This is a genomic window from Paenibacillus sp. TC-CSREp1, from assembly GCF_050171015.1.
GTDB classification, from domain to species: Bacteria; Bacillota; Bacilli; order Paenibacillales; family Paenibacillaceae; genus Paenibacillus; species Paenibacillus silvae.
Genome location: NZ_JBNOKM010000012.1, coordinates 62,333 through 86,056 on the forward strand (window position 1 = coordinate 62,333; position 23,724 = coordinate 86,056).

Annotated in this window: 11 protein-coding genes; 6 read left to right on the forward strand and 5 right to left on the reverse strand. The window is 49.1% G+C overall.

The features are described 5' to 3' along the window. Window positions 1-12 precede the first annotated feature (12 nt). A complete protein-coding gene (locus ACQSGY_RS19070) occupies window positions 13-1,032 on the reverse strand; it encodes a glycoside hydrolase family 88/105 protein (protein WP_427179889.1) in 1,020 nt (339 codons plus the stop codon). 178 nt (window positions 1,033-1,210) lie between these two features. Between ACQSGY_RS19070 and ACQSGY_RS19075 the strand changes: the two genes are divergently transcribed. Continuing rightward, window positions 1,211-2,155: a helix-turn-helix domain-containing protein gene (locus ACQSGY_RS19075; protein ID WP_427179891.1), complete on the forward strand. Its 945-nt coding sequence runs from the start codon at window positions 1,211-1,213 to the stop codon at window positions 2,153-2,155. A 70-nt stretch (window positions 2,156-2,225) separates the two neighbouring features. Here ACQSGY_RS19075 and ACQSGY_RS19080 read toward each other — a convergent pair whose 3' ends face one another. The 3 genes from ACQSGY_RS19080 to ACQSGY_RS19090 are packed head-to-tail and all read right to left on the reverse strand — an operon-like array spanning window position 2,226 to window position 15,887. Then, window positions 2,226-9,965, reverse strand: a complete 7,740-nt coding sequence (locus tag ACQSGY_RS19080) for an S-layer homology domain-containing protein (RefSeq protein WP_427179892.1) — start codon at window positions 9,963-9,965, stop codon at window positions 2,226-2,228. A gap of 21 nt (window positions 9,966-9,986) precedes the next feature. Then, the gene (locus ACQSGY_RS19085) at window positions 9,987-15,152 is read right to left on the reverse strand and encodes a hypothetical protein (protein WP_427179894.1); all 5,166 of its coding nucleotides are present in this window, start codon (window positions 15,150-15,152) and stop codon (window positions 9,987-9,989) included. A gap of 21 nt (window positions 15,153-15,173) precedes the next feature. Then, complete coding sequence (locus ACQSGY_RS19090; RefSeq protein WP_427179895.1) at window positions 15,174-15,887, reverse strand: S1 family peptidase; 714 nt, start codon at window positions 15,885-15,887, stop codon at window positions 15,174-15,176. 220 nt (window positions 15,888-16,107) lie between these two features. Here ACQSGY_RS19090 and ACQSGY_RS19095 point away from each other — a divergent pair, with 220 nt between their 5' ends. Both ACQSGY_RS19095 and ACQSGY_RS19100 read left to right on the forward strand, forming a co-directional pair. Next, complete coding sequence (locus tag ACQSGY_RS19095; RefSeq protein ID WP_427179896.1) at window positions 16,108-19,245, forward strand: ATP-binding protein; 3,138 nt, start codon at window positions 16,108-16,110, stop codon at window positions 19,243-19,245. Then, the gene (locus ACQSGY_RS19100) at window positions 19,242-20,360 is read left to right on the forward strand and encodes a response regulator (RefSeq protein ID WP_427179897.1); all 1,119 of its coding nucleotides are present in this window, start codon (window positions 19,242-19,244) and stop codon (window positions 20,358-20,360) included. The genes ACQSGY_RS19095 and ACQSGY_RS19100 overlap by 4 nt, the downstream gene beginning before the upstream one ends. An 80-nt stretch (window positions 20,361-20,440) precedes the next feature. Here the strand turns inward: ACQSGY_RS19100 and ACQSGY_RS19105 are convergent, their stop codons facing one another. Continuing rightward, the gene (locus ACQSGY_RS19105) at window positions 20,441-21,613 is read right to left on the reverse strand and encodes a DUF4317 domain-containing protein (protein WP_184186390.1); all 1,173 of its coding nucleotides are present in this window, start codon (window positions 21,611-21,613) and stop codon (window positions 20,441-20,443) included. A 279-nt stretch (window positions 21,614-21,892) separates the two neighbouring features. Here ACQSGY_RS19105 and ACQSGY_RS19110 point away from each other — a divergent pair, with 279 nt between their 5' ends. From ACQSGY_RS19110 to ACQSGY_RS19120, 3 genes are all read left to right on the forward strand, one after another. Further along, window positions 21,893-21,973, forward strand: a complete 81-nt coding sequence (locus tag ACQSGY_RS19110; protein WP_353056773.1) for a putative holin-like toxin — start codon at window positions 21,893-21,895, stop codon at window positions 21,971-21,973. A 374-nt stretch (window positions 21,974-22,347) separates the two neighbouring features. After that, the gene (locus ACQSGY_RS19115; RefSeq protein ID WP_427179899.1) at window positions 22,348-23,517 is read left to right on the forward strand and encodes a glycoside hydrolase family 27 protein; all 1,170 of its coding nucleotides are present in this window, start codon (window positions 22,348-22,350) and stop codon (window positions 23,515-23,517) included. Next, window positions 23,518-23,721, forward strand: coding sequence for a hypothetical protein (locus ACQSGY_RS19120; protein ID WP_427179900.1), 204 nt, complete (start codon window positions 23,518-23,520; stop codon window positions 23,719-23,721). The last annotated feature ends 3 nt before the right edge of the window (window positions 23,722-23,724 follow it).

Genomic DNA, 23,724 nt, shown 5'->3' on the forward strand with positions numbered 1-23,724 from the left:
ATTCCCTCCCCCTTATCTCAGCAGGTCAGACAGAAATGCCAGTGCCAATCCCTGCCCCCACCCTTGAATCCAGTCCTTCGGAATGTTGCGGTAACCGTCACGGTCCTTCATCACGGCCGTTCCGCCCGATACGCCCAGCACACGTCCATCCTGGCTGATATTGCTCAGAATGCCTTCAAGCGCTTTTTGCACGTATTTCGTATGCAGCGGATTGCCATTATTGATCATAGCAGCGGCAATACCGCACGATGCAGACACTTCCTCATACGATTCCGGGTCATCCAGCACCGTACGCCACAAGCCATTGTCTGTTTGCAGCAGCTTAATAGCCGCGAGTTGATCGCGCAAGGAACATTCCACGTCCATACACTGCGGGTATAAATACCACTCCTGGAGCTGAGGCTTCACCTGTGACATCGTATAAGCTCCCCATGCATTCGCCCGTCCCCAGTAAAACCCGGACATATGATCCTTGTTTACGTTGTTATAGCCGTGATACCACAGACCTGTACCAGGGTCCTGCAGGTATTTGATATGCCAGTAATATTGGTTCAGGGCATCCTGAATCATCGCTTCGTCCTTCAGCTTGCTGCCCACCCGGAGCAGGAAAAAAGCAGCCATAAACAGCGTATCCGCCCAAGCCTGTTCGGGAAAATCATTCGCTGTTGACACCGTATGCTGCAGCACACGATCGCCAAAGCGGAGCGCATGATTTTGCAAATAATCTACCTTGCTCATCACGATATCCCAATACTTCTGATCTCCAGTCTCTTCATATAACGTAATCATCACATGCCCCATCGCACATGTATTTACCGTCCAGCTGGGCAGTCCCAGCTCAATATATTCATCTGCCCATTTCACCAGTCTGTCCAGAATCTCCTGATTGCCTGTCGTCTGGTAGGCTCTCGAAACCCCGTAATAGGCAACGCCGCAGGGCCAGTCCCAGGTCAAATCCATATCCAGCGTTTTGTTCGTTACGTTCTGAATCACGTTTAATAGTTGCTCACGGTCATATTTCACTTGCAGCATGTGTATACCCCTCTCCTGCGCACACTCCTCGGATGGATATATGAGAAGTGACTGTCCTGTGATGTAAACGCTTTACTTATTTCATTGTACGCAGTAAAATAGTCTGCATCTAAGCATATTCGTAACAAAACTGCGCAATTTCGATCATTTATAATCCGACGAATGGGAGCAGCCGGACATGCCCAAACCGAAAAAACCTGTCATTGAATACCGCCATTACAGCTTGCCCATTGATTTTCCCGTTCTATTGCTCAGCGGAGAGCGCTGGAAAATCTCTGATATCAAAAGCGAGCATCTGCACTTTCATAATCATATGGAGATTGGCATCTGTTATTCGGATGAAGGTGTGATGGAGATTAAAGGAGAAAACGTTCCTTTCCGGGCAGGAGACGTCACGTTCCTTCCTCGTTATCTGCCCCACACCACCTACAGTTCGCCTAATAAGGCAAGCAGGTGGGCCTATCTCTTTTTTTCACCGGAAGAGCTGTTTCAGCAAGTTATAAAAACACCCCAAACGAATATGGAGCCGAATCTTCGGGCCATTCAAGCCAGCCGTTGTGTTCTACATAAAGACCAGTATCCCAAGGTATATACACTGGCGACATCGATTGTTGAGGAAATTCAACGACAGTCCCCCTTTTACCGCGAGAGTGCGTATGGGCTGTTAATGTCCCTGTATATTGAGCTGCTGCGAATTCATGCAAATGATGAGAATGGGGTTAACCGGGAACAGGAATTGCAGAGCCGTCAGCCTGATCTTGTGATCTCACCCGCTCTTGAATTTATTACGAAAAATTACATGCTGCCGGTCACGATTGACGAGCTTGCAGAGCTGTGTCACCTGAGCACTACCCACTTTCGCCGCAAATTCCATGAAATTATGGGTACGACACCGCTTGATTTTCTGAACAGCACACGTGTAGAAGAGGCCTGCAAACGTTTAAAAAGCACTGATTCTTCGGTCCTGTCGATCTCCGAGCAGGTGGGCTTTCGCTCAATCTCCAGCTTCAATCGCTGCTTCGCCAGATTAATGGGCGAATCGCCCAAGGCCTGGCGGACAGGTGCTCATATGGAGGCACAATCTGCCAAAGCATCGATACTTGCCTTTACAGGCTGGGTGTAGGTTGCATAATAAAAATCCCGAAAGTCATAGAGACTTCCGGGATTTTTGTTAAGAAGTAATGAGATATGCTTTATAGCAAATCCAGCTCCACCAGCAATCTGCGGACCAGAGTTGCCATCTCGGCACGAGTCACCGGAGCCTTAGGCTCCAGCTTCGCTGCCGACTTGCCTTGAATAAGTCCCAGCTTCACCGCTTGCGCGGCACTTTCTTTCGCCCATGCAGACAGACTGGATACGTCCGTGTAACCTTCAAGTGCGCTGGCAGCACTGCTTGCTGCTGGTGCCGTATGCCCCGCCATTTCATAAGCACGAATCAGCATTACCATCACTTGCTCACGCGTCATCACATCCTGTGGACCAAAACGGTTACCGTTATATCCTGTCATCAGGCCATAAGCTGTCGCCGTATGAACCGCATCGTTATACCAGTCCTTTGCATTAACGTCTGTGAACGGTGAAGCAGCACTTTGAGCTGCAGCTGCATCTACGCCCGGCTTCAATCCAAAGGCTCTTACCATCAGTGCGGCAAGCTCGGCACGTGTCATGCTGCGTGCAGGCTCGAAACTAGCAGCCGATACCCCGTTCACCACCAGACGTGATGCCAGATCATTTACTGCTTCAGATGCCCAATGATTTTTCATATCACGGAACGACGTTTCATAATGAACAGGCAAATACACGCTGTTGGTCATACTGCTTGCGATCGCAAGCATACGTCCTTCCCTCACTTCAAAACGTGTCGGTACGTGACGCAGACTGCCGTCCGCTTCGAGTACAACAACCGTGGAAACCGAACGCTCATCCTCTCCTTGAGGCAGATTCAGCTCCTTCGTTGTCATGCTCAAAAGCTTGTTAATTTCAACGGTTTTGCTTCCGTCACTTGCAATCATATCAAAGGCTACAGGCGTTCCTCGCGGAACGATGCGGCCTTCCTTCGCCAGCTTGGCAGCAAGCTGCTCGTAAACCACTTCCGGTCTTCCTACATTCAGGCTGACCTTGATATCCTCTGCCTTCTGTCCAGAGAACGATGCCTCCAATGCCTTCACATCGATTGCTTTCCAGTCCAAACGGTAGCTGCCCCAATCGCTCTCCAGATCCATCGCAACGTCTTTTGCAGCAAGCTGCTTGATGAGATCGGCATCGAGATCAAAACGAAGCTTCTGCATCTGGCCTGTCACATGCAGACGGATTCGCTGATCCTGCTTCGCAGCCTTCAGCAGCGCTTCCCTTACGGGACGAGCGATCACTGTCGGACCGTTAGCTCCTGGAGTAACATCCACCAGCAGCATCTCTTCCTGCTTCACCCCATCCAGTTCCAGCGGAGCCTTGAGGTCATGCGCTGCGATGGAACTGTCAATCACCACACCACCCACAGTTAACGGGCCTGAAGGGATGTTGGATGCAGGCGGTTTGCTGTTCCCGGTACCTGAGCCAGGGCTTGTAACCTCAGATTCTGTGGAGATTCGTTCATTGACTTTCACAGCTGCAGAAGCTGCTGTTACCAGCTTAGGCTCTTTGACTGTACGTTTGGCGACAACAACCCACTCGCCTGGCTTGGCTTTGATGATTTTATCGGCTGGCAATGTATTCCACCCGCTGATGTCCTGCTCAAACGTAGGCAGCATCACCTGTTCTTTACTCGTGAAGATACGATATGCAAGTTCGCTTCCAGCCATATTTCCTTTATGTCCGGCTGCGCTGATCGCCACACGTGTCTCTCCTTTTTTACCTGTACCAATGGTTGATGCTTTAATCGTATCCATGTAATCCGGTGGTGCAGTTCCCGTCTTCGGAGCTTCGACAGAGACAACATCCATCGTGCTCAGTTCAGTACCCTCCCAGGAATACGCAGCTTCAATCAGCGAAGCACCGACACGTTTACCAGTAAGCATTCCATCCTGCTCCAAGGATACATTGGCTTCCCCGTTAACCATGCTGTACGTCAATTTACTATTATCCGCAAGCTCACGTGTGCCATCCGTGTATTCCACATAGGTCTGTACAGGTGCCTGCTCTCCTCCAGCAACAAGTGCTTCAGGCATGGCCATTTTCAATCTGCGCGGAAGCTTGAAATCTCCGTTCAATACCTCAACCACCGCTGAGTTCACGTTACCCGCAGCATCCTCGGTCTTGATCCGCAAACGGGTCTTCAAACGACTGCTATCTACTGGAACCTCATGCTTGAAATCACCGTTATCGTCAGGTTTGAATTGCGCCAACGTTTGGTCGCTATCCGCATCCGTTACGGTAATATCGGCATCAGTCATCGTCGTACCCTGTACGAGTGCCTTACCTCCTTGTACACGTTCACCCTGTGAAGGTGATTCCAGATAGATCATTGGAGCCATGGTATCTACGGTGATATACAGCATCGTCACCGATGTATCTCCCGTACTCGTATTTCTCGCCTTGAGCCGAACGGCATACACACCATCCACTGCAAAGTTAAATTTCATCTTGTCCGTAGTGCCAAGATTATACGTTCCGAGCACACCATCATCTGTAGAAGCCTCCACGACCACGTTAGACTGGTCGGAAGCCGCATTGACGGTTACCTCGTTTGAACGGGTCACTACTTCTAATTTGTTGTTGATCACTTGTTTATTGTTCAGTGAGAGCACCGGCCCTGTCGGAACAGGAAGCAGCTTCCCATCACTGTAGGTTGTTGTCGACAGACGCAGGTTGCCCTTGTCATCCGAGGCTGGTTTACGTGCAACGGTCACGCCGATACGATACGTTTTGCCAGGCTCCAGTCCCGAATGGCGAACTTTCTTATCCCCCGTCTCATTCGTATCATCATCTTCCATCACAATCGTACCATCGGCACTGCGAAGCACCTTGCCATCCGGGCCCAGCTTAGGAGTCCCCAGTGCGTTCCAGCCGCCGACCGTCACATGATATTTGCCATCCTTCAGCAAAGCTTTCAAATCGGATTCACTGTACCCTTCCTCACCAAACGGATCGTACAGTTGTCCTTGCTCATCTGATGCAGTCACGATATACGTGAACTCGTCATCTTCTTCCGCAGCTGTTTTCTCGATAGCTGGGAAGGCTACATCGAACATACCGTTACCGATATTCCTTGTTTCCACAAATGGCACAGCCACTGGAGCCAGCGGGTCTACAAGCGTGTAGGCCTCTTCAGACGACAGGACGGAGAACGCCATATCTGTCTTGAGCTCGGTACGCAAATAATATTTGCCCTGCTGCAGCAAACCGCGAAGATTGGCTCCTCCCAGATAGGCGATCTGCTTCACGTCAAAAGTCATCTCACCAGAAGCACGACCATCTGCATCAATGTTAGCACTCTCGATTTCAATGCCTTTGGCGATCATAATGCCTGGATCAACCTTCTCATCTGGTGTTACTGTTGCTTGCAAACGGTCAGAGGACAGATACAGATCCACGGTATCCCCTGCTGAAGCATTATCCACCGTCCAACGTGCGGTGAATTGATCCGCATCCTGTGCATTCACTTCCAGAGACGTGGAACTCAGTTCCGGGAGTACCGGAATGTTCATCAGCTTGGATTTGACGGATTGGCTGGAGGTCAGTGTCCAGCTGCCCGTCTTCGCATCCTCTTGCGGGATCGCGATATAAATACGGCGTACATCCGTGCTTTGCTGCTCTTCCTTCTTGGTTACAGTCGTACCGTCACCCTTCAGGTCTCCTTCTTTCGGAGCTTTGATGATCTGCTCAAATGCAGTTGCATTTTGGTCTGATGCTTCCCCAAAGATGATGCTGTACGTACTTCCGTCATCCCGTTTCAGAGAGAGCGTTGGTCGAGTCGTTGTAAAATACTCCACTTCCAGCAAGGCATCCCCTGTTACTCCAGTCATCGGGATGACATGAGTCTTGCCTCCATTGGACGTACGAATGCCGCCAATACCAAGGTTCTGGGAGCTATCTTCGATCATGTCGATGCCATCTGCGACGGCAGTGTATCGGATCTCGTAACGCTCCGGCTCTTCATTTTCCCATGAGGTTGCCAAGGTCTTAATGCCCGTACCAATCTGTAACAAACGTGGCCCCTGCTCCGGATCATTGATTGACAAATTTACGAGTGCTTCGTTATCCAGAGCCGATCCATCGGTCATAAACGAGATACCGCCGCCCCAGTAATATTTGATGCCTAGTGTCACTAATAGTAGAGAAATACCTGCCCACAACTGATCGTTGTTGGCTCCGGCTCGAACGCCAAAACCCATGCCTCCGACAACCGGCACCGAACGTGGAACCTGTATTTTGGAGCTGACCATGCCTTCAAAATCAACGCGTCCCTTCTCCAGGTTCTCACCGATAAACAGGCTGGCACTACCCACAATAATATCCCAGCCGCCGACATCAATCTGCGCACGGGCACGAATAAACATCGGGCTGGCCCATTGCGTCTGAATCAGCGCTTCAGTCAGCATTGGAATCACTTTACTGCCTTCGCCAAAGCCCAGTTTGCCAACTACTTTGAAACCGGTTGCCTTGAGGGTCAGGTCCACATTTCCTGAGAAAACCGCAGGCTTCTGACCAATCTCCATGTCGATGCCTGCTTCAAGTGTGAGCGGCAAACGCTCCGTTCCTCCAGCAATCGTCATCGCAAGTTCACGAACGGCTCCGCGCAAGCTTGAGATTTTGGTTGCCGGATTAATGCGGATACCCGGATCAGGAAGATCTGACCCAAACGCGATCACGTCAGGAATAATCCGACCATCCGGAACACGTTTGAAGGCAAGCTCTGCACTTATGGAGAACAGGTTCTCCAGCTTCGCCTCAAAATTAACTCCGTATGAGTTCATTACGCCATATTTATTCGGGTCTTTATAATGGGTTACATCAATGCCGCCTTTGATGCTATCCTCGGAATCCGGTTTGAATAAACCAATGCTGTTGTCCAGCTGAAATTTTAACGCGGATTCAATACCCACAAACCCGGATTTGTTGAACATGACGTTTTTCACTTCACCATCCACGATAAACATTTTTATCGCACCGCCAAATGAAACTCCATCCTGCCTCAAAATGAAATCATTCAGCTTCAGGCCAAACCCGTTCAGTGAGAAGGATGGCGTGGTGAACAACGTATGCTTGTTAAAATACACATACGATACAAGCAGCGTCCGATAGGGGTTAAGCGCATCTCCAATCATGCCGTTCGCCCATGTCAGCGTTCCGTTCAGGGTAGGGTCTTCGGGATTACGTCCCTCTTCCCATGCCTGTTCTTCATCGCTCAGCTTTGATTCGGTACCGAGCGACTTGTCGAACCCGTTATAGAAATCGACCGTCCATTCACCTGAATGAAAGACAAATCCGCTATTGGCTACGCTCAATGTGCCGTCCCCGCCTACAAATAGCGCCTGCAGGTAAGGCGTGTCGGTATTCGCCTTCAATCGATCGGCAAGCGGGAATTTACCGGTGGAGATGGTCAGGTCCTTACCTTTGTAAGCAACACTTTGGTTGAGAATTGCCGGTTCGGTATCGGATTGAACCGTATATTGAGCGTTAGCTCCCGTACCGGATTGCACAATTTTACCGCGCACTTCCAGCACTACTTCCTGCTCCGCATCTTCGTCCAGTCCATTTTTGAACGTTTCGAACGCTTTCTCATCCTCAAACGTTTCCACTACATATACCGGTGATCCCGATACATCAAGCGCTCCCGCAATATCCAAAGCAGGATCAAGCTTGCGTGAAGCAACGACCATTTCCTGTTTTGCAGCCACAAAACGTGCCCGATCCTGATCCAGTTTCGTTTTGAACTGGGCATCTGTCAGATTGCCATACGTCGATGGAAGAACATCTGCAAATGCTGCTTTATCACCAGCACCTGCATTCAGGTCCAGTTTCGTTTTGTATACAGCGAGAATTCCGGCCTTACGAACACGGTTCTCTTCATTATCCGTTACGGCAAATGTCTGGCTTGTTGTGAAGCTAAGCGCTTCCGCCAGCTCTGGAACGGTTTTGTCTTTGTAATCGAGCTGTACAGCATACTCGCCAAGCGGCAGAACGGAATCGTTCAGCACTTCCAGTGTTGTCCCGTCCGGCTTGACCTTTTCTCCGCCACGATAGATCAGCTTCAGGTCACCCGCAAAACCATTGCCAAGAGGCTGTGTAGTTACAGAACGGGTCACCGGAACTTTGTAACGATCCCCGTTCCTGACATTCACGAGATACATGTCAAAGTTAGCTGCCGCAGCAGTAGCCTCATTACCGACATTGTAAGCCGCGATATTGGACAAGTTCAGTGTGATGTATTTCTCATCCTTGCTGAACGTTTCCTCTGGCGACAACGCATACACCAGCGTTTTGCGCAGCTCGCCAACAGGCGGCAGGAAAATAAAACCTGCTCTTGACGACTCATAGATTGCACGGATTTCCGCTTCCGGGAGCTCCTTGCTCTCACTGATCGTGGTCTCCAGCTTTTTCTCCGTTTCCGGGCTGCTCACGGTTACCATGTATTGACGTGTGGAAGGCCAGGCTTTACCTGTACCTTTGACCCGCCACTTGGCAGCAACAACCTCGCCCGGTTTATACGGAATAAATTCCACGCCCTGTGCGGCTTGCTCTGGCGGAACATCTTTGCGGAACGTGAGCTTCTGACTCCTTGTGTTCAGTTCCTTGCCATCCTCATCGATAAAGCTCAGACCGTTCTCGAGTGTCAAGGTAACATCAATCTGGCTATGGTTCATGCTAAACATTTCCAGATTCTCGATCTCGGTGTTGACCTCAAACACACCGTCACGTACGTAAGCTGTCTCATCCTCGTTGGTCTCCAGCTTCTGTGTTGGATCAAGGAATCGTACGTCGAAAACCTTCTCCGGCGATACAATCTCACCCAAGCCATATACAAGCTCATACATATGCTGACCGCCAGCTTGTACTGCATCCGGCTCCCAGTAATATGCTACAGCTGTATCTGCTGTGCCATATTTATTCGTATCCTGGGTATAATCCAGATTTTCGTCCGGTTCATAATCCCATTTCGTGCCTGCGAGATTAGCCCAGTGTCCAACGATCATCTCGTCAACGATGTTGATGCCGCCCTCAAACAAGTTGTTGAAGCCGTAAGCAATGACGTTTGTTGCGGATGGGTTACCCTGCTCCAGCTTGTCTCGCATAATCCAGTATGCGGGTAGCTTGTGCAGGTTGTAGGCCTGCTCATCCACATTTTTGTCATAACCAAGCTTCTCCGGCTCATGAACCAGCTTGCGCTCCACCGTCAGCGGAACTGAATAGTTCTGTCCAATCTGGAAGGCCGGCCCATCATTGCCACCAACGGACGTATCCAGCAATACACGCGAGCCGATGTCTACTTTGGCATTCGTTGTATTTTCCACAACGTACTGGACGCGAGCATTACCGCCTTGATCCTTGTCTTCTTTGAGCAGCAAAGTAATAATCTGGCTGATGCGAATGCCTTGAATGGTCCACACAGTAACGATGCTTTGGGTACCATCATTACCTGTAACAACCTTCGGAGGGGTTACCTCCGAGGTCCAGTTTGGTGCCATTTTATATGGATTACCAAAAATCAGATCCGTTCCATTAATCTTGAACGTTGTAAAAGAGGTCTCCGGGTTGTCCCCGCCAAAGATCATATCTACACCGTTATCCTTTTTGCGAATAGGCTGTCCGTCTTCCGTCCGAATGCTGAAGCGGCCGCTTGCATTATCCACCGTTACTTTAATGAACCCGTTCTTGATAGATGTTGTACCTGCAGCAGATACTGCCGCGGCAGCAATATGAAGCGGCAGCACACTAATCAGCATTACTGTTGCCATCATCGCCGCAATCATCCGTATGATGTTCTTCCGTCGCATGGGTGAACCCCTTCCGTTTCTCTAATTGGCCCGGTTAACGAGCAGTGTGGAGTAGACGCGTTCGCGCTCTGAATTTTGCACTACGATGGTATACCATCCCGCTTTGGGCAGTGTTACTTTGAAGTCTTTGCTGACCAGTTCTTTGTACGTTACTTTGGTCGCAATGTACTTCAGCTGTCCTTCTCGCACCAGTCCCGGGAAATAATACACGTCGTACGTACCGAGTTCATTCTCCAGCTTGGTGCCGCCCGTAGAACCAACCGTGCGGAAGTTATTCACATTAAACGTAATAACACCTGTATTTACGATGGCTGTTTCGGATTCAGTATCCGACAGCGGCAAGCCATTCGCCGTCACAAACATGCCGTCACTTGAACGAACAAATACCGTTTGCAGGGCATAACTTACGTTACCAAGCTGATCCTTGGCAGTGTAACGAAGGGTATGTTTTCCCGTAACCGTCAGGTTCAGCGGTTTGTCAACGTATTGCCCGCCTTCGAGCACGTATTCAGCAGCCGTCACTTGAATGTTCTCTGCAGACGATAGATTGTCACTCACCACGTAACCGCCCAGATCTGCTGCCAGGTCAAAGTTCGGTTTGTTTTGCAGCAGTGTTGTGGATGTTTTGTTCAGACGAATTGTTGGTGCCGTGTTATCCAGACCCTCTATCGTGAAATTGACTTGTCTCTTGTTGCCGAGCAGATCAGAAAGCAGAATTGAATGTTCACCATTGGTTGCGTACTCTGCGCTGAAACCCGATACCGGTGTTGCTCCGGCATAGATGACATTGCCCTCAATCGCCGAAGCTGGCATCAACAGACCTACACGTACCTTTCCTTTGGAATAAGTTTGGTCCCCAATCTGAACAAGCTTACTACCATCAATGACTTGTCCGTCGTTATCCACCCGAACCATCGTCACTTCATCTACAGCAGGGATGGAACCGACCAGTGTAGAGATGGCTTCAGATTCGATCTTGGCGCTGTTTCCGGCTGCATCTGCCAGCGAGAAGCGTGCTTTGCTGCCTGAAGTCATCACAATCGACGATTGATTTGTGCCTGCACTGTTTGAAACAACCTGATAGTCCGGAACCTCTCCTGCTTTGGGTAACACTTGAGCCACGATCAGATTGGAAGCAACGACATTATCTCTTGTCGGCACGGCAAAATGAGTAAATTCACCGTTTGCGTTATAGCCATCCCCTGAACTGTCCACTACGGCTGTACCAGCACCATAACGGATTAATGCTTTGAGGTCTGGATGATTATAATGAAGTGTAATATCCGCTTCTGGCGGTGTGGTATCAATATTGCTCACTGTCGCTGTCACACTTCCGGTAAAACCGACCGCATCCTCGTACTCAAACGTAAATTCACCGTTTTCTTTGAAGTTTTTGTACGATGTTGGCAGATTGGTGATTCGGATCGGTTCGCTCGATTTCAGACTCACTTTAACCGTTCCATTTGTCGCGGCAATGGTGGAATATTTCACGTTCACCACTGGCGGCGTATCATCAAAGTTGGAAACAACGATAAATACGGTTGCTGTATTGTCGCCATCTTTCACCGTGAAGGAGTAACTTCCGTTGCGGTAGATTTTGAAGCGTTTGTTCGCCTCCAGTGTCTCCGGCATTTCCGGGTTACTATCTGTTGGCTTCACCGTCTTGCCATCCACCAGATCAAATACGATCTCCTGACCTTCGTTCTGTCCGCCATCCTGAACTTTCTCTCCGCCGCGAATCGGCGTGATCTGCTCCAGGGAAGCGAGAGCATAAGCCGGAGCATCCTGAATCTGAATTTCAGGTGTTACAATCTCACTGATATTGTCGTAGAAGCCTTTGAACTTCACACGAACTTTGGACTTCAGTTGTCCCGTATCGTCAGTGTCCACAGGCACACCTACATAATTCGTATATGGCAGCCATGTACTCCAGTTGTCCCCACCATTCGTGGACACGGAGTAGAAATATCCTTCCTGTGCCGGTACGTCAACGGTTAGTTCCATAATGGCAGTATATCCGTCATCTCCCGGGCCTTCGGTCCGAATCAAACGTGCGCTGCCCACAGGCGGCTCACTGCTTAAATAAAAGACAGAGAATACACCGGTGGTATGGAACATTTTGCTGTTCCCCAGACTGTCGCTGGCATGTACATACAGACGATAGTTCCCGTTATCTTTTTTATTGTCCACCTGCAGGGTGATCAGGCGATCAGCAGGTGAAGTGCTCCACCCTTTTCCTTCCGGGTCGGGTTCCTGCTCTTCTTGTCCCTCAACCACCTTGATCCATTGATAACGGATGTTCTTGGCGGCTACACCCGCAAAGTCAACGAGCGTATCTGATACATCAATCTGCACAGACTGTTCCGGCATTGGGTACAAGTAACCTTGAGAACCAAACTTCACATTTGGCGGCAAATGATCAAACTTGTACTCCTGATAGTAGTAATAATACCGTCCGGTATCCTGCTGTTTAATGCGTACATGGGCGTACCATGTGCCATTCAGCGTTTTATCAGCAGGGAAGCTGTACTTTTCGGCGGCTACGTCGCCCAGCTTTGTTTCTTTCGGTGCGTCTTCAAAAGCAGTCCACTTGCTGTTGCCCGCAGGGCGCTCAGAGCTTTGTGTATACTGGTATTCGATGGTATCAATCGGAACACCAGCCACTGTAAAGTCTGGTCCGTCATTGATCGCATACGTGCCCGGGTAAGCCTTGAATTTCGTGGAAATGACCAGCACATCCACCGCCTTGGGTTCAGCCGCTGCTGAATGACCCGCGACATCCTGTGCTTTGACATGCAATTCATAACGGCCGCCTTTGGTTATAGCCGGATCTTTCAATGTCGAAATTTCGGCCTCGCCTGCCGCATTGAGTGTAGCATCCTGCCATCCGGAAGCAGAGGTCTCTTTACCCTCGGCTACAAACTGGTACTGAATCTTATCATTTTTGATCGAAGAGGTCGGGTCAGTCGCTCTGACCGTAATCTTCACATTGTCTGAGTTGTTGTCCACCACATTGCCGATCTCAACGTTTGGATCATCATTGTCGATCTTGAGCAAACCTACATGGTAAGACCAGTTCGAATCATCCTGCATGAAATCGGAAAGCGGCCATTGCGCAACATTGCCATAATCCGAGAGATTGGGCAGTATATTTTGGCGATAATATTCTTCCAGCTCCGCAGGTGTCGCATCGGGATGCTGTGCAAGATAGGCTGCACGTTCCGTGCTTCCTTTGTCGTATTGCATCCGCTGACGAGCCGAGTCCCATGTCATATCTGCCGTCCATGTATGCAAGTACCAGTTCCCGTTCAGGGGTGTGCCGTCATTCGGAAGCTCAACTTTGGTACCGTTCTGCCCCGCTGACAGTGTTATGCCTTCATATCCTGAAGGGTACAGCTCGTCCGCTGGCTGCTTCTGGGTGAGAGAGTATCTTTTCACAGCTGCAAAATGGTCGTCCTTCCCTGCAAAAGGATCAGCCTGGCTCTGATTCAGCACATAATACACCAAACCTGAACCACTGCCTGGGCGGAACAAACCTTTGCTGGCCTGACCATTCAAATCGGGATCGAACGCCTGGATTGTAAATGAACCATCCCCCACGTACTGCCCTTCGGGGATGACTTCTCCGTGTTGGTTCTCATAGACAAAATTCACTTCAGGTGCTGTGTTGTCCACAGACAGATCGGCCCATGCAATGTTCTTGACCGGTTCAACAAGCACGTTGCCTGCATAGTCAGTGAGTGCTTTCCCGTCTCCCGGATTGCTGGCATGTTCAAGTGCAGCCGTTTCTAACAGCGATGTTTCAATGCTTTTGCCATCCGGTACGGTCATGCGGAATGTCCATGTATTGGTGTTCTGACCGCTGACATAAGCTGCTGTCAATCCGTTAGCGAACTTAAGTCTGGTGTCCTCGGTTGGATTAAATGCACTGATGACCTGTTCGTTGAGGTATACGGTAAAATCAACAACATCACCCTTGTTCAGCACAAGACCTGTCAATACCTCCGGCTGCACACCGTTGCGAGATGCCGAGTACTGAGGTACGCGTGCATCGATAATTGTTCGGAATGTACCGCCGGGCTGTGCGTTGTCCGCAAAGGGAACGGTACCTATACCGTTAAAAGCCGCAACCGGGTTCCCCGCCCCGTCAATGAAACCAGCCGCATTCATGCGTTCCAGAAAGGTCGGCCGATCTGCCTCCGATGGTGCACTCAGACGCTTCGGATCAATAGGAATGTTGCCTGTACTATCATTCATCGCTGCCTGATAACGGAAATTAAATGTGGAACGTGCATGGCTGTTCAGATTCAGTCCACCTAAAGCAAAATTACTATAACCGCTGTCTGCACTTGTCAGATAATAGGTAGAAGGTTCAAATCCGTCTCCCCCCGGATTGCTGAACAGTTCGGTTCGCATGAAGCTAAACTTACCGTCAACCTGTTCCGAAGCATCCTCTGCCAGCGAAGGAAATACCGGTTCGCTGAAATTCAGCGCCAGGTTCATATAACTCCCCTGCTTCAGGAACAGTTCGTTCTTCTGTACAGCTGGGTCAGCATTAAACCGAACTGCACCATTATGTGTAAAAGTGTTGCCATTGTATGTAGGAGGCGTAATGTCCGCAAAATAAAGCTCGATGTCGCTGGCGCTTTCAATCGTTCCTCCACCAAGTTCAATCTCGATCGTATCGTTCGGACCAAAAGCAATCCACGATGAGTTTACTGAACTTTTAGTATTCACGATGAATTTTGTAGAACCATTGATACTTACAGATACTTGACCTTCAAAACCGAATAAAGTCTCCATTGAACCAATTTTAAAGAGCATTCTGGCCTGTCCACCTTCAGCCAATCGTCTAAGGGTTGGATTGGAGGCCACGGAAATCTTCGCAACCAACTGACCAGGCAAACTCATTTTCACGTATCCTGCGTTCAATACAGTGACGTTGCTCTTCTTTACTGATGTTCCCGGGGCACCAGCTGCAAAAAGACCAAAGCTGTTCGCATCAGAATTTTTAATATTGTTGTTCCAGGAGGACATATCTTTCCGATTCATAATTTTTCCGCCACCATTGGGTATCCAAATATCCTGGTAGTCTGCTGCTGCGGAGACGGTGTTCATCTGCGGCCAACTAACCGATGTCAGCGTAAGCAATACGGCAAGCAAGCAAATTCCTAACTTTTTGAGCATGCAAAGATTCTCCTTTTCCCATTATGTATTCGATTTCTTCAAAAGCTTGCGTATATCTTCTACCGTCACACAAATATGGATGCCATTCATGGTGCGAAATGAACCAGAGATTAATCCGATGACACGCCCCTCTTCATTCAGCAATGGGCCACCTGACATCCCGGGAGATACTTGGGCCGAAGTCAGCAGGCGAATCACATCGTTCACCTCAGCCGTTGGAGCATTGACGATGCCCTCTGTGATGATTTTGCCATCCTTGAGCGGATAACCGATTGCAAACGATCTTTGTCCATGCCTTGCGGAAGGTTTGTCATCAGACAAAGCAAGTGCTGGACGTTTCAGCGGTTCTTTTACAGAAAGCAATGCCACATCTGTATCTCCGTCGACACCTAGAACAAGGAGTTTCTGAATAGAGCCATCCTCAAACACTGCCTCGTAAGAAACGGCATCCTTCACAACATGTGCGGCTGTAAGCGCTCGTCCGTTTCCAATCAGAAAGCCGCTGCCTACGGTTTTCAGCGTTCCGTCCTTTCGGTACGCTTTCAGATAGAAAACTGCTTGGGCTGCTGATGAATAGACCTTTTCTGCTCCTGAAGCAACGTTGGCCTGTGCACTTCCTTCCGCAAAAGAAACCAATGGTTTTGTAAAACTGCTCACACAAGCTACAATCAGCAGTAAGACAGCGACACCCATTATCAAGTTCCGCAAACACCACGTTGTGATTTTCCTCTCCATGCTCTCCACTCCATAAGTCCATAGTTGCGTAAAGATAGGTCTTTTGGTGCTTTCATCAGGTTCTTTCGACATATCACGCACCCGGATTATACAGGATTACAATAAACAAAAAATAAACAAAGAAAATTGTCGAAATTCAATTGCACCCCCTGGGGATATCCGCTACAATGCCGATAGAATACTAGAGATGATTGGTAATCTCCCAAAGGAGCAGCAGAATGTGTTAATACGAATATCAGGTGTTGTTCTCACAGTGTTACTCGCTGTTACGCTGCTGGTTCTATCCACAGCAAGAGAACCGCAAGCTGCCGCGCTCCATGCACGTCAGGGCATTCTCGATCTATCCACCTGGAACCCGAAGCTTGAGGGTCGTATCAGGCTCGACGGTGAATGGGAATTTTATTGGAAACAGCTGCTACCAGCTCCAGATCACATGACGGATGGCAAACAACAAGAAGCCACGGCATCACCTGATGATTATGCAGAGGTCCCGGGCACTTGGGGACAGCTTCAGGTAGACGGCAAACACCTGCCCTCCCACGGTTATGCTACATACCGGCTTGTGCTCCGCAATACACCTGTCGAGGGTACACTCGCCATCAAGAAGAGCAACATTCGTTTCGCCAGCGAAATTTATGTCAATGGCGCCAAACTGATGCAAGACGGACAAGCCATGGAGAAAACAGCAGGTTATAAGGCAGGCAATTCACCGCAGATCGGATTTTTCCCGTATCATGGTGGCGATATTGAAATACTCGTTCGTGTCGCCAACTATGACTATCCCAATGCAGGCATCTCGGGTCCACTCTTTTTCGGAGAACAGGCCGCCATGCTAAAAAGCCATCAGAACCGCACAGCTATTGAACTGGCAACCATGGCTGTATTGGCCACCATATCTATCATTTTTCTCATCAGCTATTTGGGCTCTGCCCTGTATCGAAACCGGGATGACTCGCTGCTGATTCTCGGCCTCATCTGCCTGTTCTATGCCCTTTACAATGGCATGATCAGTGAACGTGTGCTGGCGGGAACCAGCCTGAACCTTTCCTTTAATATGTTATATAAAATTAAAGATTTCTGCTCCGTTACTTGTCTCGGCCTGTTAATCTTTTATTTCTACCGCTTCAGATCGGGCATAATGTCCGGAATAATGACCTTGATTACACTGTTTATATTAGGGGCTTATATTTGCCTGCTCACATTTCTTCCGATTTCTATTTACGTGTTGACGGCACCGTTCGTTATTGGACTCTATACGCTGGTACTGTTGTGGCTGCTCATACAATGTGCAATACGATATGTCATTAGTGAAAAGGGGGAGCGTCTATCCAGCTTCCTGTGGTACGCCGCAATACTCTGTATTACGCTGTACTGTCTGGATGTTAACCTGTTCTCTATATCACTCAAAGAAAATGTGAATATCGGACAGTTTTGCATCGTTTTATTCAGCATCCTGATGCTCTTTCTCGTCGTGCTTCGCTTTTTCGAGGCTTACCGTACCGTTCGCTCGCTCAAGGACCAGCTTCTCTTGCTGGATCAGGTGAAGGATGATTTTCTGTCCAATACTTCGCATGAGCTGAAAACACCGCTCAACGCCATCGTTAATATTAGCGAAAGTCTGCTTCGAGGTTCCGAAGGAGCGCTCACGGAGGATCAGGCACATAATCTGGCCATTGTAACGGGCAGCGGGAGACGTTTGACTTATTTGGTGGATGAACTCCTCGACTATTCCAAAATGAAGCATGGTGACATCACCCTGCATCGCTCGGCAACGGATCTATCCTCTTATGTTGATTCCGTTATGCGTATGCACTCCTTCTTGCTAGGTACAAAAAAGCTGGAACTGCTGAACGAGATTACAGCCAAATTCCCGTTGATCTATGCGGATGGCAACCGACTCGTGCAAATACTGCACAATCTGATCGGTAATGCAATCAAATTTACAGAGGAAGGCTCTGTACGCATCAGCGCTGCTGTCGTTCAGGGCAAAGCTGAGGTGCGCATTACAGATACCGGGCGCGGGATCAGCCCGGACAAGCTGGAGCATATTTTCCTGCCCTTCGAGCAGGAGGCGGATGCGGGACCAAGGGCTGCCGGGGGTACGGGACTAGGTCTCAGCATTACGCGTAAGCTCGTTGAAATGCACGGTGGAACCATCCACGCGGAATCGTTACCTGGTGAAGGTGCGACGTTTGTACTCACTTTTCCGCTTGCCGAAGGTAAAAAGGAAAACCGCGTCAATGTTACCCCTGTCAGTATGCCTCCTGCCATCACAGGTCATCGAGCACTGAGATATGATGAACCTCTCATTATGAAAGGGACCAGAGCGGAGTGGATTCTCGTCGTAGATGACGATGCTGCCAATCTGCAAACGATCAGCAGTCTGCTGAAGCTGGAAGGTTACAGTTATGCCGTTACTTCACGCTCCGATTCTGTATTAGAGCTGCTAGACCAGTTACCTTCCATACATCTGGTGATTGCGGATATCATGATGCCGGGAATGTCCGGCTATGAGCTTCTGGATCGCATCCGGGAGCGCTTCTCGCCTTCTGAACTGCCAGTGCTCATGCTGACCGCTGGCAACAAAGCTCATCAGTTAAAGCTGGCTTTGGAGAAAGGCGCTAACGATTTTGTATCCAAGCCCTTTGAATTGGAGGAACTGCTGGCCCGAATTGGTGGTCTGACCCGGATGAAAACGTCAGTGCAGGCTGCCCGTAATGCCGAGATCTCCTTTTTGAGGTCCCAGATCAACCCGCATTTTCTATACAATGCCTTGAATGCTATTGCTGAATTATGTGTCGATGAGCCAAATGAAGCAGAACGATTGATTTTGCAATTATCCAGTTATCTGCGGGGCAGTGTGCATTTCAAACATCTGGACTCCAAAACCAGTCTGGAGAATGAGCTGGACATGATTAACGCTTATGTAGCGATTGAACAAGCCCGCTTCGGATCAAGGCTGGAGGTTATTATCGATGTGGACGCCGATGTGGATCGAACGATGCAGATCCCGCCGCTAACCCTGCAGCCTTTGATTGAAAATGCGATTCGTCACGGACTGATGTCTCGTGTGGGCGGCGGACGTGTGATGCTGTCCATTCGCAATCTGAATGAAGCAGAAGCAAGGTTTACCATCGAGGATAACGGTATGGGTATGACCAAACAGAGAATGAACGATATCCGGCAGGTATCCGACGGAAGCACGGGTGTAGGTCTATGGAATATATCCAGCAGACTAAAGCTGCTGTATAACAGAGATTTTCAGATGGAGAGTCATGATGGTGAGGGGACTCGCATTACATTTGATCTTCCCATCCAGCACCATACCTCTAAGGGGAACGGGAGGCATATGACATGATCAAAGTAATCATTGTAGACGATGAGGACCTGTCGCTCAAGCGGCTAAAGCGTATATTGATGGAAAGCGGAGCCGTTGAGGTGTGCGAAGTATTCCAGAATCCGGAGAAGGCTTGTGAGTATGCAGCACAGCATCGCTTTGATGCAGCCTTCCTTGATATTACGATGCCGCGTATTTCCGGAATGCAGTTGATTGGAGAATTGCGCAAGCATCAGGCTTCCCTGCCAATCGTGCTCGTAACGGGGTATGAGGAGTATGCCGTGCAGGCTTTTGATAAGGAAGTAACGGATTATATCATTAAACCGGTGACAGCCGAACGTGTGAGCAGCAGCATACAGCGCTTGCAGCAGCGACTTCGTAACACTACAGCCTTGCCTGAGCCGATTGCCCCGGCTCCCCGCTTAACGGTGCAGCTATTTGGTGAATTTACTGTGCTCGGCGGAGCAGATGCCAACAATCCTGTCAAACTAAGAACACCCAAAACAGAGGAATTGCTCGCATTCCTCTTATATATGAAATCAACAACCCGTGATGCTCTTGCAGATACGTTGTGGAAAGATCTTAGTCCTCAGAAAGCCTGGACCAACATCAACTCGACGCTGTATTATGTCAGACGTGCAATTGGAGACAACAGCGATGTTCCAATTATTCTCAAGGATCGTAACGGAATTCGTATGGATCGTGAAGTCATTGATTGTGATCTGTACGAGTTCGAAGCCTTATTGCGTCAAATTCGCCAAACCTCGACCTATCAGCCGGAGATGTTTGAACGTATAGATGCTCTATATCGAGGGGAGCTGTTGAAGGGACGACATTATGAATGGGCTTTGCCATGGTCAAGACAGCTCGAAATGGACTTCATTACAACAATGGAGACAGCAGCTCAATATCATATTCAGCAAAATCAGCCCTTGCGTGCCCTTCATTATCTGGATCGGATTCTGCAGATTGATTCTATTCGGGAAGACATTCATCGTGAGATGATTATGCTGTATCTATCCCTGGGTCGGCGCACGGAAGCCCAGTGGCAATACCAGCGGTTGGAGGAACTCCTGCAAGAAGAGCTGGGCTCCCGCCCGTCCTCCGATATCCAGCAGCTGCTGCGCCAAAGGTAACCTGATAAGATAAAAAATCAGCCCAAGCCAGGCGGTATCACCAACCACAGGCTTGGGCTTTTTGTATGTTTTACATGTAATTACAGATTCTCAGTAGCAAGCGTAAAACCTTCAATAACCGCGTCCTCATCCACCTCAATCATGATACAGCGTCTTCCCTGATAGTTGACTTGTCTCACATATTTGAGGTCCTGCGGACTGATCGAGATGGTTGCCACCTTCGTATCAATCTTGATCGATTTGGAGGTGTACTTCGGCATCACACTGTTTGCCTTCAGCTCATAATTTTTGTTGTCCACGATCGTTTCAAAGGCACGTTCCACCTTTTCGGTAGTCAGATCTTCTACGCCGCTGGCGGTAAGCAGACGTTCCACGTCTTTGTAGTCCAGCTTCGGCGGCTCTTCCTCATGGGACTCCTCATTCACTTCAATCACCCGGTTGATCTCTTCATACACATGGGCCAGTGTGGTCGCATCCATCTGCTCACCCGTGATCTCTTTAACGATATCTTCAAAAATCGCCCGCTCCTCAAGCGCCGTTACGGAACGTTCCCCATTCAGTACATTTTCTACAAAATGAGGGTCCGGGAAGTTTGATTTCCCCGTGCAATACAGCACACGGTTCACATCGGAGTAATTATCGGTCACGCTTGGATAAAGAAAGCCCTGTTCAGGCGTGCTTAATTTGATAATAGGATCAACGATGATGTTATATTTAAACTCTCGCTCCACATAGTCGAAGAGCAGCGTCTTCCGCTGTTTCTCCGTCGAGTTCACACTGCACAGGATGAAGGGATGCGCAAACACCTCGTTTTTCTCGCTCTCTTCCGCTTCATCATTTCTGGCCTTTGTCGGCAAATAATACTGCCCTTTGATAAACGTAACCACCATATCCCGCTCATACTTGGCATCGGCCAGCATACGGTCAACGAGCATCAGCATCAAATCCTGCCACTCATCCGGGTCACCTGTGACGAGGGCCTGATGAAGCATCACCTGTGCGGGCTCTTCTGCCTCTTCCTGAAACTTCAGCTCGAACAGCTTCTGATCCAGCTCGCCTGTCAGCAATTTTTTGAAATTACCCATGTATAACTCTTGCTTCTCCCGATCCACCAGTTCAAACGGATGGCGTTCCCAGTGATAAACTTCATTGGTTTCTTTCGTAATATAGACATTCAGGATGTCGTAAATGTTCAGCAGGTCATGATCCAGCTTGAATTGTTTGCGAATGTGCGCGACTTCTTTTTTATTCATGATTCGTTAGACAACTCCTCAAGTAAATTGGCTTTACAAGTATAAACGATAAAAAAAAGCTGCGCCAGAAGGAGGTTTGCTGTTCGTGATTTTGTTCAGAATATATCCCTGTAAAACAGCAAAAAACACACCTTATTACAGGCGTGCATTTTAGACGATTCCTACTAAACTACTTGCTCGATAACTGTTCAAAACCCAGGAAATATATGGTACAATCACATGGCAATGGAAAGGCTATATGGTCGGTCGGCTAATCTCCCGGAAGGGAGGTGATGCCTTGTGACAGTATTTGAATCCTTGATGCTGATGCTGACCTTTGGTTTGCTGATTACAGCATTGCTGTCCAATAAAGACAAGTAGACCGCCCCCGAGCTAAGGATGCGGTCTACCAATGATTCGTACCTCTGCTTTAAAAGCCCACCGCCCTTAAAAGCGGCTATTGCATGGAGAGTCGTGTTCGCGCACGGCTCTTTCTGCATTATAAGCTCTTTCTGCCCTTATTATAACATGGCAATTTGATATTTCAATTGGTACAGCACACTTAATTCCCAGCTTACTTCCATTCTTCTTCTATACTTAAACAACATTTGTCTATGTCCAAGCAACGTCAAGCTATGGCTGAAATTCCCTTGATGAGTTAAGTTCATCATAGTTAGTAACTGCACTCCCAACATGGAAAAATGATATTTCGTTATTTTCAAAAAAACAGGACGAGGAAGGAAGCGAGCGATATAATGAGCACACATACAACTTCAATGATGGGATTTGCCCCTGCGCTGGGCTGGAATTCATGGAATACGTTTACGTGGGACATTAATGAGCAGTTGATTCGGGATGTAGCTGATGTATTTGTGACGGAAGGTTATCGGGACGCCGGATACGAGTATATTGTCATTGACGATTGCTGGAGCCTGAAGGAGCGGGATGCGGACGGCAACCTGGTTGTTGACCCCGCCAAATTCCCGAGTGGAATGAAGGCGCTTGCAGATTATATTCACGACAAGGGTCTGAAGTTCGGCATGTACTCTTGTGTCGGTACGCATACTTGCGCCGGTTACCCGGGAAGCTTCGAGCATGAGTTCCAGGATGCAGCGCTGTTCGCCGAATGGGGTGTCGATTATTTAAAATATGACTACTGCTTCAAGCCGCGCCATATCTCTGGCGAGCTGTTATATAAACGGATGAGCCTTGCCCTCAAAAACTGCGGACGCGACATTCTCTTCTCTGCCTGCAATTGGGGAGAAGACAACGTGTATGAATGGATTCGTGAATCAGGGGCACATATGTACCGTTCCACCGGGGATATTCGTGACAACTGGGATTCCGTCAAGGAGCTGGCCCTGTCACAGATCGGTAAACAAAGCTATACCGGCTCCTTCTGCCACAACGACATGGATATGCTGATCGTTGGCATGTATGGTGGAAGCAATAGCGATTTTATCGGCAGCATTGGCGGATGCAACGATATTGAATACAAAACCCACTTTTCCCTCTGGTCCATGATGGATTCACCGCTCATGATTGGATGTGATGTGCGCAAGGCCAATCAGGTCACCAAGGACATTTTGCTTAACCCCGATCTGCTTGCGATCAATCAGGACCCGGAGGCACGCGGTGCTTATCGCATCAAACCAGAGCCGCAATGGTTCCACACGGATGATGTATTTATGCTGGTGAAGGTGCTTACGGACGGAGATCTGGCCATTGGCTTTTTCAACCTGAGCGACAGCCAGCGCGAGCTTTCCCTGCAATTCTGGGATATGGGACTGCCTTACGCATCAGGTTACTCCCTGTCTCTCTATGACTGCTGGGAGCACAAGGAACTGGGTGTATTCCGTGAACGTTATGCACCGGTCGTTGCAGCTCACGATTGTCTCGTCGTACGGGCCAAGCTGGTGAAATAAATGGCACAAAGCCGCCTGTGCACCACCTGTCAGGTTCCGCTCTCATCCGACGATGTCGGCATCTATCTCAAGCTAGTCTCACGCACAGCCCAGCAATTTCTCTGCATTGACTGTCTTGGTGTGAAGCTGAACTGCGGGCGTGAGCCGATTGAGAAGCTGATTCGGTATTTTCGCGAGTCCGGGAACTGCTCCTTGTTTCGCTAACGG